Annotated in this window: 14 protein-coding genes; 13 read left to right on the top strand and 1 reads right to left on the bottom strand. The window is 72.5% G+C overall.

What is annotated here, in order from left to right; all coding sequences use genetic code 11:
• The first annotated feature begins 13 nt into the window (after window positions 1-13).
• From AMK33_RS07000 to AMK33_RS06980, 5 genes are read left to right on the top strand one after another with little or no spacing between them, the layout of a single operon-like run.
• Window positions 14-622 carry an RNA polymerase sigma factor gene (locus AMK33_RS07000; protein WP_073931851.1) on the top strand — a complete coding sequence of 203 codons (609 nt, stop codon included), beginning with the start codon at window positions 14-16 and terminating at the stop codon, window positions 620-622.
• Complete coding sequence (locus AMK33_RS06995; protein ID WP_073931850.1) at window positions 619-1692, top strand: zf-HC2 domain-containing protein; 1074 nt, start codon at window positions 619-621, stop codon at window positions 1690-1692. Before AMK33_RS07000 ends, AMK33_RS06995 begins: the two co-directional genes overlap by 4 nt.
• A 29-nt stretch (window positions 1693-1721) precedes the next feature.
• Window positions 1722-2534 carry an ABC transporter ATP-binding protein gene (locus tag AMK33_RS06990; protein WP_073932073.1) on the top strand — a complete coding sequence of 271 codons (813 nt, stop codon included), beginning with the start codon at window positions 1722-1724 and terminating at the stop codon, window positions 2532-2534.
• Entirely contained in the window at window positions 2531-3886 is a 1356-nt protein-coding gene (locus AMK33_RS06985; protein ID WP_073931849.1) for a hypothetical protein, read from the top strand. Before AMK33_RS06990 ends, AMK33_RS06985 begins: the two co-directional genes overlap by 4 nt.
• Window positions 3883-4488, top strand: a complete 606-nt coding sequence (locus tag AMK33_RS06980) for a hypothetical protein (protein ID WP_073932074.1) — start codon at window positions 3883-3885, stop codon at window positions 4486-4488. Before AMK33_RS06985 ends, AMK33_RS06980 begins: the two co-directional genes overlap by 4 nt.
• Window positions 4489-4592: 104 nt before the next feature.
• On the opposite strand, the gene AMK33_RS06975 is transcribed toward AMK33_RS06980, so the two are convergent.
• The gene (locus AMK33_RS06975) at window positions 4593-5129 is read right to left on the bottom strand and encodes an HNH endonuclease (protein WP_073931848.1); all 537 of its coding nucleotides are present in this window, start codon (window positions 5127-5129) and stop codon (window positions 4593-4595) included.
• A 313-nt stretch (window positions 5130-5442) separates the two neighbouring features.
• Between AMK33_RS06975 and AMK33_RS06970 the strand changes: the two genes are divergently transcribed.
• The 8 genes from AMK33_RS06970 to AMK33_RS06935 all read left to right on the top strand — a co-directional run bounded on the left by AMK33_RS06970 (window position 5443) and on the right by AMK33_RS06935 (window position 15560).
• On the top strand, window positions 5443-6528 hold the full coding sequence (locus AMK33_RS06970; RefSeq protein WP_073932072.1) for a mechanosensitive ion channel family protein: 1086 nt from the start codon (window positions 5443-5445) through the stop codon (window positions 6526-6528).
• Window positions 6529-6734: 206 nt separating this feature from the next.
• Window positions 6735-7949: an ROK family transcriptional regulator gene (locus AMK33_RS06965; RefSeq protein ID WP_073932071.1), complete on the top strand. Its 1215-nt coding sequence runs from the start codon at window positions 6735-6737 to the stop codon at window positions 7947-7949.
• A 62-nt stretch (window positions 7950-8011) separates the two neighbouring features.
• Window positions 8012-9349 carry an ABC transporter substrate-binding protein gene (locus AMK33_RS06960; RefSeq protein ID WP_073931847.1) on the top strand — a complete coding sequence of 446 codons (1338 nt, stop codon included), beginning with the start codon at window positions 8012-8014 and terminating at the stop codon, window positions 9347-9349.
• A 6-nt stretch (window positions 9350-9355) separates the two neighbouring features.
• Window positions 9356-10300 (top strand): carbohydrate ABC transporter permease, encoded by a 945-nt coding sequence (locus tag AMK33_RS06955; RefSeq protein ID WP_073931846.1) that lies wholly within the window; start codon window positions 9356-9358, stop codon window positions 10298-10300.
• Window positions 10297-11187: a carbohydrate ABC transporter permease gene (locus AMK33_RS06950; protein ID WP_073931845.1), complete on the top strand. Its 891-nt coding sequence runs from the start codon at window positions 10297-10299 to the stop codon at window positions 11185-11187. Before AMK33_RS06955 ends, AMK33_RS06950 begins: the two co-directional genes overlap by 4 nt.
• A 2-nt stretch (window positions 11188-11189) precedes the next feature.
• Window positions 11190-12455 carry a 6-phospho-beta-glucosidase gene (locus tag AMK33_RS06945; protein ID WP_073931844.1) on the top strand — a complete coding sequence of 422 codons (1266 nt, stop codon included), beginning with the start codon at window positions 11190-11192 and terminating at the stop codon, window positions 12453-12455.
• On the top strand, window positions 12446-13417 hold the full coding sequence (locus tag AMK33_RS06940) for an N-acetylglucosamine kinase (RefSeq protein WP_073931843.1): 972 nt from the start codon (window positions 12446-12448) through the stop codon (window positions 13415-13417). Before AMK33_RS06945 ends, AMK33_RS06940 begins: the two co-directional genes overlap by 10 nt.
• A gap of 697 nt (window positions 13418-14114) precedes the next feature.
• Window positions 14115-15560, top strand: coding sequence for a hypothetical protein (locus tag AMK33_RS06935; protein ID WP_235618001.1), 1446 nt, complete (start codon window positions 14115-14117; stop codon window positions 15558-15560).
• Window positions 15561-15588: the final 28 nt, after the last annotated feature.

The raw sequence follows: 15588 nt of genomic DNA, 5'->3' as shown, positions 1-15588 counted from the left end.
ACTGTTCCGCCCCATGGGGGGCCACCGGGAGAAGGACGAGGGGGACTCCGACGCGGCGCTGCTGAGGGCCGTCGCGGGCGGGGACCCGACGGCGCTGGCCGCGTTGTACGACCGGCACGCGGGCTGGCTGTACGCGCGGCTGAGCCGGCGCTGCGCCGACCCCGAGACCGTGCGGGAGGTGCTCCAGGACACGTTCGTCACGGTGTGGCGGTCGGCGGACGCCCACCGCGGCGAGCAGGCAGGCGGCTGGCTGTGGACCATCGCCGCGCGGCGCCTGGTCGACACGTACCGGGCGCAGGAGCGGGCCGCGCGGCTGCGCACGGCTCCGATGGAGGAGGCGTGGGACGGCCTCCCGCCGGCCGGGGCCGCGGCGCCGTCCGCCGAGGACCGGGTGCTGGCAGGCCTGGAGTACGGGGATGTGGGCACCGCCCTCGGCCGGATCTCGCCCGAACTGCGGGAGGTGCTGCGCGCCACGGTCGTCGACGGGCTGAGCACCCGTGAGGCAGCGCGGCTGCTGGGCATTCCCGAGGGAACCGTCAAGTCCCGCGCGATGCGCGCCCGCGCCGAACTGCGGGCGGTCCTGGCACAGATGAGCCCGTCACCGATGGGAGGTCCGGCATGACCGGCTGGCACGCGTCCGACCACCTCGTCACCCGTTACGCCGACGGCTGCCTGCCGGAGTCGGACGCGTGGTCGCTGGAGAAACACCTGGAGTCCTGCGTCTGCTGCGCGCTGCGCGTCTCGCAGGCGGTACGCGCGACGGCGGCGGGCCCGGCCCTGGCCGGCATCCGTGAAGCGGTACTGGCCGACGTCCGCGAGACGGCCCGGACCGACACCGGCACAGCGGCCCGGACCGACCTCCACGGGACGACACGAACCCACACCGGCACAGCGGCCCGGACCGGGGTACACAAGGCGACGCCGGCCGGTGCGTCCGGAGCAGCCCCGGCGGCCGTATCGGCTGCCTCGCCCGCGCACGGCCCGGTCTCCGGGGTGCCGACTCCCGCGCGCCCCGCCGGATTCCCGGCCCGGGCCCGGCTGGGGGCGCACCGGTGGCCGTCCGCCGGCCCGAGAACCGTGCGCGTGCTGTGGGCCCTGGGGCCGGCCGTGCGCGGTGCCTGGCTGCCGGCCGTGCTGCTCGTCGCCGTCGGCGCCGTCGCGCTCGCCCACGGGGCCGGTTTCGCCGACGCACGGCCCTGGCTGCTGGCCCTCGCCCCGGTCGTGCCGGTCGCCGGGGTCGCCCTGTCCTACGGGCCGCACGCCGACCCGATGCACGAGATCACCGCGGCCACGCCCTCGGCCGGGCTGCGGCTGGTCCTGATGCGCACGGCCGCCGTACTGGCGGTGAGTCTGCCGCTGCTGACCCTAGCCGGGGCACTGCTGCCGTCCACGGACGCCCCGAACGCCGCCGCCTGGCTGCTGCCCGGTCTCGCGCTGACCCTGGCCTCACTGGCCCTCGCCGGATACGTCGGCCTGCGCGCAGCCACCGCCGTGACCGGCGGTGGCTGGCTGTGCGCCGTCCTCGGTCCGGTACTCGCCGCACCTGGCGGGCCCACCTACGAGCTGGGCCTGCGGCTGTCCTCGTACCTCGGCGGCGCCCCGGCGCAGGGAGGCTGGGCGGCCGCGGCCCTCCTGTCCGCCGCCCTGCTGGCCGCGCGCCGCCCCGCCTTCCACTTCCTGGAGAAGAGTTGAGCACGGCTCCGCACACCGCCTCCCGCCCCGTGCCCGAAGCTCCGGCCGCCACCGTCCGGACCACCGGCCTGCACGTCCGGCACCGCAGAACCGTCGCCCTGGACTCGGTGGACCTGGACTTCGGCCCCGGCGTGCACGGTCTGCTCGGTCCCAACGGTGCCGGCAAGACCTCGCTGATCCGTGTCCTCGCCACGGTCGCCGAACCGTCCGGCGGCCGGGTGGAGATCCTCGGCCACGACACCCGCGACCACCGGCGGCGCGGCGAGGTCCGCCGCCACCTGGGCTATCTGCCGCAGGACTTCGGCTACTACCCGGGCTTCACGGTGCGGGAGTTCGTCGCCTACGTGGCCTGGCTGAAGGAGATGCCCGCGGACCGCGTCCCGGCCGCCGTCGAGCGGGCCGTCGCCCGCGTCGGCCTGGCCGACCGCGTCGACACGAAGGTGCGCAGACTGTCCGGCGGCATGATCCGCCGCGTCGGCATCGCCCAGGCCGTCGTGAACGATCCCCGTGTGCTGCTCCTCGACGAGCCGACCGCCGGCCTGGACCCGGAACAGCGCGTGGAGTTCCGCGAACTGCTGCGTGAACTGGGCGCCTCGTCCACCGTCATCGTCTCCACACACCTGGTGGAGGACGTGGCGGCGGCCTGCACGGAGGTCACCCTCGTCGACGCGGGCCGGGTCGCCTACCGCGGGACGCCCCTCGCGCTCGCCGCTCTCGGCGAGTCGGCGGGCGGCCCCGGCGACCACCCGATCGAGCGCGGCTACACGGCGGCGCTGCGGGCGCACCGCGCGCCGGAGGCGCGGGCGGGCCGGCCGTCGGCTTCCGAAGGAGCGGCCCGATGACCCTCCTGACGGAACGGGCGCCCGGGAAACGCGGTACGTCGCCGCGCCCGCCCCGCGCCCGGCACCCCCTGCGGGCGGAGGCCGTGCGCGGTTTCGCCCCCTGGGCCGGAGCGGCGATGACGCTCACGCTCGTGGTGGCGCTGGCGGCCAAATCGGAGCAGTGGCAGGGAGGCTGGACGGAGACCCGTGACCATGTGCACACGGCGGCGATGCTCCTCGGTGTCCCGCTGGCCCTGGCGGCCGGCTGCTGGCAGGGCGGCCGGGAACGCAGACGCGGGACGGGGGAGTTGCTGGCGACGGTCGTGCGCGGCCGGACGGCGGCGTTCCTCGCGTCGGCCCTGCCGGTCGCGCTGTGGCTGGTCGCCGGGTACGCCGTCGCGACGGCGCTCGCGCTGCTCGCCACCTGGTACTGCGCCATGGGGGACCGGCCCCACCCGGGCACGCCGCTCGGGGACGCCGTCGTCCTGGCGTCCACCGCGCTGACCGGCCACCTCGTAGGCCGCCTGGTGGCCTGGCGGCTGGCCGCACCGCTGCTGGCGGCGGCCGGGTACGTCGTGCTCGGTGTCGTCGGGTACGGCGATCGCGGCTCCGCCGGTCACCTGTCGCCCTTCGTCGATCACCCGTTGGACTCCGCACCGGTGTGGTGGCAGCCCCTGGCGATGGTGGCGTGGACGGGCGGCCTCACAGCCGCCGCGGTCCTCGCGTACACCGCGCGCCGCCGCGCGGTCGCCCTGCTGCCGCTGGTGGCCGCGGTCGCGGCCGGGACGCTGCTCGTCCAGACCGGCGACGGTCTGTGGCGCACCGATCCGCTCGCCCGGCGTCAGGTGTGCGACACCTCCACCACCCCGCAGATCTGCGTGAACGCCCGCTACAGAAATCTGCTCCCCCAGATCACCGGGGCCCTGTCCGGGATGACGGGCCGTCTGGAGGGCGTGGAGAACCTGCCGGTGCGCTTCGAGGACCGGCAGGGCCGACCGGGACCGGACGAGGTGGAGCTGCCGATGATCACACCGATCGGCTGGTCCGTCGTACGGGGGCGGCTGACCGATCCCGAGGAGTACGCGTGGGCGGCGGGGATGACGCTGCAGGGCCGCGGGGAGTGCGACGAGGTGGCGCCGCGGGTGGCCGCCGCGGACGACGCCGTCGAGTACTACCTGGCCCCCAGCCCGCTGCGGCGGCAGTTCGACGAGCAGTACGCGCGGGGCAGCGCTGCCGAGCGCGCCAAGCTCGGGGAACGGCTCGCGGCGCGCGAGCGTCTGGCGTCGCTGGGTGAGGAGGAGCGCCGCGCGTGGCTGTCGGCGTACTTCGCGACGCGGAGCGAGTGCGGCCGGAACGGGGTGCCGGCACTGTGACCCACGGCTTCCTGCTGTACGCCCGCGCACGCACCGTTCCGCGCACCGTGCTCGTGCTCGTCGCGACCGCCGCCCTCGCCGTCCTGGGCGCCCGGAACCTGAACGCGTATCTGGACCCGACCCGGCAGGTTCCGGTCGTCGCGCTGGCGCCCCTGTTCGCGGCGGCGGTGATCGGCACGAGCCTGCACAGCGCGTCCGAGGAGCTGGACCGCACCGCCGTACGTCCCTGGTGGCGCCGGCGTCTGGTCCATCTGCTGGCGCTGACCGGCTGCGCCGCGCTACTGCTGGCGGCGACCGTACTCGGTCCCTCGTCCCCGTTCGGTCCGTCGGCGATGATCCGCAACACCCTGGGGTGCACGGGCCTCACCGCCGGCGCGGTCGCCGTGCTGGGGACCCGGCTGAGCTGGCTGCCGGTCTTCGGTTACGTCAGCGCCGTGTACGTGGGCTCCGCGAGTGCACGCGGCACGCTGGTCCCGGTGTGGGCGTGGCCGGTGCAGCCGGCCGGGCAGCACGTCGCCTGGGTGACCGCCGTCGTGCTCCTGGTGGCGGGCACGGCACTGTACGTCGTGCGCGGGGCGCGGCCCGAGGGACGGCGCGACTGACGTGCCGCGCGGGGGCTCGCCACGGTCCCGGGGGAACGGGGGTTCCCCGGGGCCGGAGCGCGGCCTGCCGCGTCCCGGCGGACGGACGAGGACCCGGATCCGCGTCAGGCGGAGATGCCGTCGATCCGGGCCATCGCGTCGTCCGCGCCGTACGGCTGCAGGTAGGGCAGCCAGCGCGGGTCCCTGTGGCCGGTGCCGATGATGCGCCAGGCCAGGCCGGTGGGCGGGGCGGGTTTGTGGTGCAGGCGCCAGCCCAGCTCGATCAGGTGACGGTCGGCCTTCACGTGGTTGCAGCGGCGGCAGGACGCCACCACGTTGTCCCAGACGTGCTTGCCCCCGCGGCTGCGCGGGACGACGTGGTCGACGCTGGTTGCGACGCCACCGCAGTACATGCACCGGCCCCCGTCACGGGCGAACAGCGCCCGGCGGGTGAGGGGAACGGGCCCCCGGTAGGGGACCCGCACGAAACGCTTGAGCCGGACCACGCTGGGTGCGGGGACTGTGATGGTCGCGCTGTGCAGATGGGCGCCGGTCTCCTCGAGGCAGACTGCCTTGTTCTCGAGGACGAGCACGAGCGCGCGGCGGAGCGGTACGACGCCGAGCGGCTCGTACGACGCGTTGAGGACCAGGACATGCGGCACGGACGGCCTCCTTGTACGCCGGCGGCGCGTGGCTCGCGCCGGGACGATCCGTAGTCAGTCTCCCCTCATGCCTGGTGGACGCGCCACCATGTCCCGGTAACGGGCTGGGAGTGTTTTCGACCACATCCCGATTCATCCCCAGGATCATGGCCTGTTCAAGCGCGGGTGAGGACGGTCTCTTCTTCACACATGGTGCCGATCCCCGCACAATGCCCCGTTAGTGTGGTGGTTCTGCCCGTCCGGTGACCCGATCGTGACCTTGAAGACCTTGACCGCCGCATCGGGGGCAGACATGCACCTGGAGGTACCTGCCGTGTCCTTGTCCGCCGTCCTGTCGGCCGCCGATCCGTCGCCGACGCCCTCGGAGTCCGGGACACCGCGGGTGCCCTCGCTCCAGGACGCCCAGGAGAGTGCCACGAACGCCGCCGGCTGGGTCGAGGAGAACTGGTCGACGTGGCTCGCGATCGGGCTCAGGGTCCTGCTGATCCTGGTGATCGCGATGGTGCTGAGAGTCGTGGTGCGGCGGGCGATCACCAAGCTGGTCGACCGGATGTCCCGGACCGGCCAGGCGGTGGACGGCACCGCGCTCGGCGGTCTGCTGGTCAACGTCGAGCGGCGCCGGCAGCGCTCGCAGGCGATCGGCTCGGTGCTGCGTTCGGTGGCGTCGTTCCTGATCATGGGCACGGCCGCACTGATGGTCCTCGGCACCTTCCAGATCAACCTGGCCCCGCTGCTGGCCTCGGCAGGTGTCGCGGGTGTGGCGATCGGTTTCGGCGCGCGCAACCTGGTGACGGACTTCCTCTCCGGCGTCTTCATGATCCTGGAGGACCAGTACGGCGTCGGCGACACCGTCGACGCGGGGGTGGCGTCCGGTGAGGTGATCGAGGTCGGGCTGCGGGTGACCAAGCTGCGCGGTGACAACGGCGAGATCTGGTACGTCCGCAACGGCGAGGTCAAGCGCATAGGCAACCTCTCCCAGGGCTGGGCGACCGCGGGCGTCGACGTCACGGTCCGTTCCGACGAGGACCTGGACCGGGTGAAGGCCACGCTGAGCGAGGTCGCCGAGAAGATGGGCAAGGAGGAGCCCTGGAACGAGCTCCTGTGGAGCCCGATCGAGGTGCTCGGCCTGGACTCGGTGCTGCTGGACTCGATGGTGGTCCGCCTCTCCGCGAAGACCATGCCGGGCAAGTCCCTGACGGTGGAGCGGGAGCTGCGCTGGCGCATCAAGCGGGCCTTCGACGCGCGGGGCATCCGTATCGTCGGCGGCGCCACGGCCACGGAGGACGTGGAGACCCCCGACCCGACGGCGGGCATGGCGCCTCCGTCGGTCTACTCCAGCACGATCTCCCCGCAGTCGGTGGCGGCGTCCCCGCTGCCCCCGCCGAGCACCACGAAGTAACCGCCGGCTCGCGAAGGGCGGCACCCGGAACTCCCCGGGTGCCGCCCTTTCCCGTACCCCCTCTTGACGCCCCTTCCACGCCGGGCTTACGTTCCTCCCCATCCGATAGGAAACTTTCCTAACAGTGATCGCGACCGCCCGGGATGGACGTCCCGCACCGGCCGCTGAGAAGCTGGGCGGTCGAGGAAGGGCAGGTGTCGCATCCCATGGCAGGAACCGCCGGTACGCCGGGCACCCCGCGTGTGCTGCGCGCCATGAACGACCGCACCGCCCTGGACCTCCTGCTGGAGCACGGGCCGCTGTCCCGCACCCGGATCGGCAAGCTCACCGGCCTGTCCAAGCCGACCGCCTCCCAGCTCCTGGCCCGCCTGGAAGCGGGCGGACTGGTCCTCGCCACCGGCACCACCGAGGGCCGCCCGGGCCCGGGCGCCCAGCTCTACGAGGTCAACCCGGCCGCCGCGTACGCCGCCGGGCTGGACGTCAACCCCCGGCGGATACGCGCCGCCGTCGCCGACGTCACCGGCCGCACGGTCGGCCGGCACGAACTGCCCGCCCCCGGCCGCCGCTCCGGCGTCCCCGTCGTCCAGCAGGTCACCGACGCCCTGGACGGCGCGGTGAAGGCGGCGGGACTGTCCCGCGCCGACATCCACCGCCTGGTCATCGGGACGCCGGGCGCCTTCGACCCGAACACCGGCCGTCTGCGGTACGCCTCCCACCTGCCCGGCTGGCACTCCCCCACGCTGCTCGACGAACTGGCCGCCGCGCTGCCGATGCCGTTCGAGTACGAGAACGACGTCAACCTGGTCGCCCTCGCCGAGCAACGTCTCGGCGCGGCCCGCAGCCACTCCGACTTCGTCCTCCTGTGGAACCAGGAGGGACTGGGCGCCGCCCTGGTGCTCGGCGGCCGGCTGCACCGGGGCTGGACCGGAGGCGCCGGCGAGGTCGGCTTCCTCCCCGTGCCGGGCACGCCCCTGGTCCGTCAGGTCACCAAGGCCAACAGCGGCGGCTTCCAGGAGCTGGCCGGCTCCCAGGCCGTCCCGCGACTCGCCCGCGAGCTGGGCATCGAGGACATCCCGCAGGACCCGTACCCCGAGGCGGCCGCCACCCTCCTCACACGCGCGGCGGCGGCCCCCGACGACGACAGGCTCCACCGCCTCCTCCGCACCTACGCCACCCGCCTGGCCACCGGCCTCGCCTCCCTGGTCTCCGTCCTCGACCCCGAACTCGTCGTCCTGAGCGGCACCGGCCTCACCTCCGGCGGCGAGGTGCTGCGCACCCTGATCCAGGCCGAACTGGAGGAACTGGCCGCCTCCCGCCCCCGCCTGGTCGTGGGCGACGTCCATGAACACCCGGTCCTGCGCGGCGCACTGGAAAGCGCGCTGGCGACCACCCGCGACGAGGTCTTCGACACCTCCCGCTAGCCCACCCCTTCCCCTCCTCCTTTCCCTTTCCCCCTCCCACCCCTGCCCCAGGGAGCACAGTCATGCCCGGAATATCCAGAAAAGCGACACTCACGCTGGCCACCGCCGCCTCCCTCGCCGTCCTCACCACGGCCTGCACCGGCCAGTCCGAGACCGGCGCCACGGACGATCCGAACGCCGAGACGACCATCACCTTCTGGCACGGCTGGAGCGCCCCCGCCGAGGTGAAGGCGGTCCAGGCGAACGTGGACCGCTTCGAGAAGGCCCACCCCAACATCGAGGTGAAGGTCGTCGGCAACATCAACGACGACAAGCTCAACCAGGCCCTGCGCGCGGGTGGTTCGAACGGCCCCGACGTGGTCTCCTCGTTCACCACGTCCAACGTCGGCAAGTTCTGCTCCTCGGGCGCCTTCCTCGACCTGAAGCCCTTCATCGAGAAGTCGAAGCTCGACCTCGAGGCGACGATCCCGAAGCCGATGCTGGACTACACCCAGTTCGAGGGCGTCCGCTGCGCCCTCCCCCTCCTCGGCGACGCCTACGGCCTCTACTACGACAAGGACGCCTTCGAGGCGGCAGGCATCACCGAACCTCCCAAGACCTGGTCCGAGTTCGCCGAGGTGGCCAGGAAACTCACCAAGCCCAAGGGCGACACCTACGACCGACTCGGCTTCATGCCGAACTACCACGGCTACGAGACGGTCGTCGACCACTACATGTCCCAGTGGGACCACGCCTACTTCGACGCCGACGGCAAGTCGAACATCGCCAAGGACCCGGCCTTCGCGGAGATGTTCACGTACCAGAAGAAGCTCGTCGACGACCTCGGCGGCTTCGACAGGCTGGAGAAGTACCGCAACACCTTCGGCGACGAGTGGGGCGCCGAGCACCCCTTCCACACCGGCCAGGTGGCCATGCAGCTCGACGGCGAATGGCGCCTCGGCATGGCGAAGGACGCCGGCGTCGACTTCGAGATCGGCACCGCGCCCCTGCCCGTCGCCGACGACGAGGCCGACGAGTACGGCAAGGGCTTCCTCTCCGGCACGATCATGGGCATCGCCCCGCAGAGCAGGAAGCAGAACGCCGCGTGGGAGCTGGTGAAGTACATGACGACCGACACCGAGGCCGTCGTCTCCTTCGCCAACGCCATCCGCAACGTGCCCTCCACCTTCGAGGCCCTGAAGTCCCCCGACCTGAAGACGGACCCGGCCTTCAAGACCTTCCTGGACATCGCCCAGCACCCCGAGTCGAACACCCCGCCGGCCTCCGTCAACGGCTCCACGTACCAGACGACGCTCCAGGACTTCGGCTTCCGGTACGAGTCCGGCAAGGTGAAGGACCTCGAGGCGGGCCTGGCGAAGACCGCCGAGCAGATCGACCGCGACATCGAGCAGGCGAAGTAGCGGTCCATGTCCACGACCACTCTCCGTACGAAGCACCGCACCTCGGCGCTCCGGACGCTCGCCTTCCTCTCCCCGTGGCTCATCGGCTTCGGCGTCTTCTTCGCCTACCCGCTGGTCTCCACGGTGTACTTCTCCCTGATGAAGTACGACGGTTTCGGCGTCCCGGAGTTCCGCGGCCCGGACAACTGGGCGTACGTCTTCCAGGACTACCCGCTGTTCTGGCCGGCCCTGCGCAACACCCTCTGGCTGGTCCTGGTCATGGTGACCTGCCGGGTGGTGTTCGGCCTCGGCATCGGCCTGCTCATCACCAGGATCAAAACGGCCACGGGAGTCTTCCGCACCCTCTTCTACCTCCCCTACCTGGCCCCACCGGTCGCCGCGACGCTCGCCTTCGTCTTCCTCCTCAACCCCGGCACCGGCCCGGTCAACGCCGTACTGGAGGGGTGGGGTGTGCCGGCGCCGGGCTGGTTCACGGACGCCGCCTGGTCCAAACCGGCACTGACCGCGCTCGCGCTCTGGGGCGTGGGCGACCTGATGGTCATCTTCATGGCCGCCCTGCTGGACGTCCCCAAGGAGCAGTACGAGGCGGCGTCACTGGACGGGGCGTCCCCCTGGCAGCGCTTCCGCTTCGTCACCCTCCCCAACATCTCCCCCATCGTGCTGTTCGCCGTGGTCACGGGCGTGATCCAGACGATGCAGTACTACACACAGCCACTGGTCGCGGGAAAGGTCGCCTCGGGCGTCATCGGCGGCTCCGGCCAGCAGTTCGAACCGGGCTACCCCGACAAGTCGACCCTCACGCTCCCTCAACTCGTCTACAACCTCGGCTTCCAGCGCTTCGACTACGGATCGGCCTGCGTGGTGGCCCTGGTCCTCTTCGCCCTGGCGATGGCGTTCACGGCGCTGCTGATGCGCCGCCGGGGCGGACTGATCCAGGCAGGTGACCGATGACCCAACTGCTGGACAAGCCCGTACGACCGACCGCGCCGCCGCCCGGACAACGCACCGCACGCCGCCGGGCCCTGCTGGAATGGATCGCCGTCCACGCACTCGGCGTGGCCGCCGCGCTCTTCTTCACCCTGCCGTTCGTCTTCGTCGTCCTCACCTCGCTGATGAGCGACCAGCAGGCCCTCACCCGCGACCTGGTGCCGGACACCTGGGAGTGGGACAACTACCGCAGGGTGTGGGACACCCCCGGCTTCCTCACCTGGTGGCGCAACACCCTGCTCTACGCCGGTCTCGGCACCGTGCTCACGGTCGTGTCCTCGCTCCCCGTGGCGTACGCGCTCGCCAAGTTCCGCTTCCGGGGCCGCAATCTGTCGGTCATGCTGGTGATCTCGATGATGATGCTGCCGCCCCAGGTGGTCATCATCCCGATGTACCTGTTCTGGGCGAAGCAGCTGGACCTCTCCGGCACCCTCTGGCCCCTGATCATCCCGATGGCGTTCGGCGACGCCTTCTCGATCTTCCTCCTGCGCCAGTTCCTCCTCACCATCCCCGACGAGTACCTGGACGCGGCCCGCGTGGACGGCTGCGGCGAACTCCGCACGCTCCTCAGGGTCGTGCTCCCGATGGCCAAGCCCGGCATAGCGGCCGTGGCCCTCTTCCAGTTCTTCTACGCCTGGAACGACTACTTCGGCCCGCAGATCTACGCCTCGGAGAACCCGGCCGCCTGGACCCTCTCCTACGGCCTGGAATCCTTCAAGGGCGCCCACCACACCGACTGGAACCTCACCATGGCGGCGACCGTGCTGGTCATGGCCCCCGTGATCCTCGTGTTCTTCTTCGCCCAGAAGGCGTTCGTAGAGGGCGTCACCCTCACCGGAGTCAAGGGATGACTATGAAACTCACCGTGGTCGGCGGAGGCTCGACCTACACCCCCGAACTCGTCGACGGTTTCGCCCGCCTGAGGGACACACTCCCGATCACCGAACTGGTCCTCACCGACCCGGCCAAGGACCGCCTGGAGCTGATCGGCGCCCTGTCCCGCCGCATCTTCGCCCGTCAGGGCCACCCCGGCACCATCACCACCACCGCCGACCTGGACGCGGCGGTGGACGGCGCCGACGCGGTCCTCCTCCAGCTCCGGGTGGGCGGCCAGGCGGCCAGGCAGCAGGACGAGACCTGGCCCCTGGAGTGCGGCTGCGTGGGCCAGGAGACGACCGGCGCCGGCGGCCTGGCCAAGGCGCTGCGCACGGTCCCGGTGGTCCTGGACATCGCCGACCACGTACGGCGGGCCAACCCGGACGCCTGGATCATCGACTTCACCAACCCCGTGGGCATCGTCACCCGGGCGCTGCTCCAAGCCGGCCACAAGGCACTGGGCCTGTGCAACGTGGCCATCGGGCTCCAGCGCAAGTTCGCGGCGCTCCTCGGCACCGACCCCGCCGGCATCCACCTGGACCACGTGGGCCTGAACCACCTCACCTGGGAGACGGCGGTACGTCTGGGCGGCCCGGCGGGCGAGGACGTCCTCCCCGGCCTCCTCTCCACCCACGGCGACACGATCGCCGCCGACCTCCGCCTCCCCCGCCCCCTGCTGGACCGCCTGGGCGTGATCCCCTCCTACTACCTGCGCTACTTCTACGCGCACGACGAGGTCGTACGGGAGCAGCGCACCAAGCCCTCCCGGGCGGCCGAGGTGGCCGACATGGAACGCCGCCTCCTCGCCCTCTACGCCGACCCGACGCTCGCCGAGAAACCGGCGCTGCTGTCCCAACGGGGCGGCGCCTACTACTCGGAGGCGGCCGTGGACCTGGCGGCGGCGCTCCTCCGCGGCGCGGGCTCCCCCCACCAGGTGGTCAACACCCTCAACAACGGCACGCTGCCCTTCCTCCCCGACGACGCGGTGATCGAAGTACCGGCGGCAGTGGGCCCGGAGGGCGCCGTCCCGCTCCCCGTCCCCTCCGTGGACCCCCTGTTCACGGGGCTCATGGCCGGCGTCACCGCGTACGAGGACCTGGCCCTGGAGGCAGCCCTGCACGGCACCCGGAACCGGGTCTTCCGTGCGCTCCTGGCCCATCCCCTGATCGGCCAGTACGAGTACGCCGACCGGCTCACCGACGAGCTCGTCGCACACAACCGGGAGCACCTCACGTGGGCCTGACCGCGGGCGTCCTCGCCATCGACGCCGGCAACAGCAAGACGGACGTGGCGGTGGTCGCCCACGACGGGACGGTGCTGGCGACGGCGCGGGGAGAGGGGTTCCGGCCGCCGGCCGTGGGCCTGGAGGCGGCGATGTCCGCTCTCGCCGAGGCCGTCGACCGGGCGCTCGGCGCCGCCGGCACCCCTGCCGTCTCCCATGTCTCGGCCTGCCTGGCCAACGCCGACCTGCCCGTCGAGGAACAGCGGTTGGCGGCGGCGCTGGCGGAGCGTGGCTGGGGCGCGAGTGTCGAGGTGCGCAACGACACGTTCGCGATCCTGCGGGCGGGGGTGGCCGAGCCCCGGGGGGTGGCTGTCGTCTGCGGGGCGGGCATCAACTGCGTGGGGATGCTTCCCGACGGCCGTACGGCCCGCTTTCCGGCGGTGGGACGGATCTCCGGGGACTGGGGCGGGGGATGGGCGCTCGCGGAGGAGGCGCTCTGGTACGCGGCGCGCGCTTGGGACGGGCGAGGAGCGCCCACCGCTCTGGCCCGTGCCCTGCCTTCCCACTTCGGGCTTCCCGACATGCCCGCGCTGATCGAGGCGCTGCACCTTGAGCATGTGCCTGCGGCGCGGCGGCACGAGTTGACTCCGGTGCTTTTCGGTGTCGCGGCGGAGGGGGACGGGGTCGCGCGGGCGATCGTCGACCGGCAGGCCGAGGAGATCGTGACGATGGCTGTCGTCGCGCTGACGCGGCTGGGGTTGTTGGACGAGGAGACGCCTGTGCTGTTGGGGGGTGGGGTGCTGGCGGCGCGGCATCCTCGACTCGACGACCGTATACACGGCCTGCTGGCCGCCCGGGCACCCAAGGCGATACCTCGGGTGGTCACCGCGAGCCCTGTACTGGGGGCGGCCCTGCTGGGGTTGGATCACCTGGACGTGCCCGGGGAGGCACACGAGCGGCTGCGCGGGCGTTACGAGGCTTGACAGCTCCGCGCGTCGGGGTGGGCCGGGGGGTGCGCGGCCCGGCGCGCTTTACGGGGTGCCCCGCGTTGGTGTGGGCCGGGGCGGGTTGCGCGGCCCGGCGCCTTACGGGTGGCTCGCGTTGGTGTGGACCGGGGGGTGTCTGCGCAGCCCGGCGCTCACGGGGTGCCGTCGCGCCCACCCGTGCCGCCCCAGCGGCACGACTGCCCGCGGAGCGCGGGGCGACGGCAGCGACTGCCCGCGGAGCGCGGGGCGACGGCAGCGGCTGTCCGCGGGAGCGCGGGGCGGCGGCGCGGCTGCCCGCGGGAACGCCGCCTACGGCGGGGAGGGGACGGGGCGGGGGTGGCCGCCCGCAGTGGCTGGCGCGTCCGCACCCCGCACCCCTCCGAACAACGTGATCCGCGCCAGTCCGAGGACGGACACCCCCGACCCGGCCCCGACCCACCCACCGCCCGTAGGCGCTACCCAAGCCCCCACCGAACCGAAAGCTGCGCCGCAGGCATCCCACCCACCCGCCGGAGGCACACCGCAGGCACCCGCGTGGGAACCGAACTGATTTCCTGGGCGTGTTCGTGGGCAGGGTGGGGGCGGGGGTTTTCGGCGGTCGCGCTGCGATCGGATCAAGATCGTGCCAAGGCCGGTGCATATGTCAGTCGCGGCGGCGATACTTGCCGCGAGGGATGACCACGGGGGAGGTCACATGACACACACGCCGAACGGCACGGCGCCACCCGGCACCGCCACGCCCATGCCCATGCCCATGCCCACGCTGCCTGCGGTGCCGCCCCAACCCACCCCCACCCCCACCCCCACCCCGCCACCACCGGAGGCCCGCCGCACCGCCTTCGCCGAGGGCGTCGACCGCCTCCGCAGGGCCGCCACCACCGAACCCGGCCGCCTCCGCATCATCGGCGCGCTCCTCGCCGCCCTCGTCGTCGCCTTCGGCGCGGTGACCGCCTGGCAGATGACCGACCGGGCCGCGGCCGCCGACGACGTCCTCACCAGCAGCCAGCCCCTCAGTTCGGACGCCGCCGACATCTACCGCTCCCTCGCCGACGCCAACACCGCCGCGTCCAGCGGCTTCCTGGCCGGCGGCCAGGAGACCGCCGCCTCCAGGGACCGCTACGAGAACGACATCCGCACGGCCGCCGCGAAGCTCGTCAACGCCGCGGCCAACTCGGACCCCGACTCCCCCTCCGCGGAGACGATCACCAAGCTCAACCGTCTGCTCCCCGAGTACAAGGGCCTGGTCGAACGCGCCCGCACCTACAACCGCCAGGGCTTCCCCGTCGGCGGCGCCTATCTGCGGTACGCGAACGAGAAGATGCAGAAGGAGATGCTCCCGGCGGCGGAGGACCTCTACACCAAGGAGAACCAGCGCCTCCGCGACGACTACGCGGACGCGACCCCCTACCCCTGGCCCGCCATGGCCCTCGGTGTCGTCACCCTGGCCGCCCTCGCCTGGGCCATGCGCCGCAACTACCTGCGCACCAACAGGGTCCTCAACCACGGCCTGGTGGCGGCGACAGCGGCAGCCGCGGTCGTCCTCCTCTGGCTGACGGCCGGCCACACCCTCGCCCGCTCGGGCCTCGACGACTCCTACGACCACGGCGTCCGCTCGCTCAACGTGCTGCACGACGCCCGGATCGCCTCCCTGAAGGCGAGGGGCAACGAGAACCTGACCCTGGTGGGCCGGGGCGCCGAGACGACGAAGGTCGGCGACGAGACGTTCGACGCCTACGACTACGACTTCGGACGCGACATGGACACCCTCGCCAAGGGCCTGGCACGGGCGCAGCGCCTCGCGGACGACGACAGCGGCGAGAAGCCGGTCGACTCGGCGGTGGGCAACATGACGGAGTGGAAGAAGCGTCACGCGGCGGCCCGTGAGCAGGACGAGAACGGCAACTACCAGCAGGCGCTGGACATGGTGATCGGCGCGGAGGGCGCGACCGGCGAGTGCTTCGACAGCGTCGACAGGAACCTGGCCACGGCGCTCGCGCACGAGAAGAACGAGTTCGAACAGGCGGCCGGCGACGGCCGGGACGCGCTGACGGGCCTGCCGGCCGGCGCGGCCGTCCTCGCCGTGCTGGGCGCGGCCGGCGCGGTGCTGGGCATCGGCCGCAGGCTGTCGGAGTACCGATGAACGGACGCGTGAACGAGCCGAAGGGGGC

Origin of the sequence: Streptomyces sp. CB02400 (assembly GCF_001905725.1) — a bacterium.
In the GTDB taxonomy this organism is placed as follows: Bacteria; Actinomycetota; Actinomycetes; order Streptomycetales; family Streptomycetaceae; genus Streptomyces; species Streptomyces atrovirens.
This window is presented reverse-complemented; position numbering and strand designations above follow the sequence as displayed.

Excerpts from the sequence above, each read along its gene's own strand:
- AMK33_RS06985 (WP_073931849.1), top strand. The coding sequence starts at position 2,531 with ATGACCCTCCTGACGGAACGGGCGCCCGGGAAACGCGGTACGTCGCCG.
- AMK33_RS06965 (WP_073932071.1), top strand. The coding sequence starts at position 6,735 with ATGGCAGGAACCGCCGGTACGCCGGGCACCCCGCGTGTGCTGCGCGCC.
- AMK33_RS06935 (WP_235618001.1), top strand. The coding sequence starts at position 14,115 with ATGACACACACGCCGAACGGCACGGCGCCACCCGGCACCGCCACGCCC.
- AMK33_RS06995 (WP_073931850.1), top strand. The coding sequence starts at position 619 with ATGACCGGCTGGCACGCGTCCGACCACCTCGTCACCCGTTACGCCGAC.
- AMK33_RS06950 (WP_073931845.1), top strand. The coding sequence starts at position 10,297 with ATGACCCAACTGCTGGACAAGCCCGTACGACCGACCGCGCCGCCGCCC.
- AMK33_RS07000 (WP_073931851.1), top strand. The coding sequence starts at position 14 with ATGGGGGGCCACCGGGAGAAGGACGAGGGGGACTCCGACGCGGCGCTG.
- AMK33_RS06945 (WP_073931844.1), top strand. The coding sequence starts at position 11,190 with ATGAAACTCACCGTGGTCGGCGGAGGCTCGACCTACACCCCCGAACTC.
- AMK33_RS06960 (WP_073931847.1), top strand. The coding sequence starts at position 8,012 with ATGCCCGGAATATCCAGAAAAGCGACACTCACGCTGGCCACCGCCGCC.
- AMK33_RS06955 (WP_073931846.1), top strand. The coding sequence starts at position 9,356 with ATGTCCACGACCACTCTCCGTACGAAGCACCGCACCTCGGCGCTCCGG.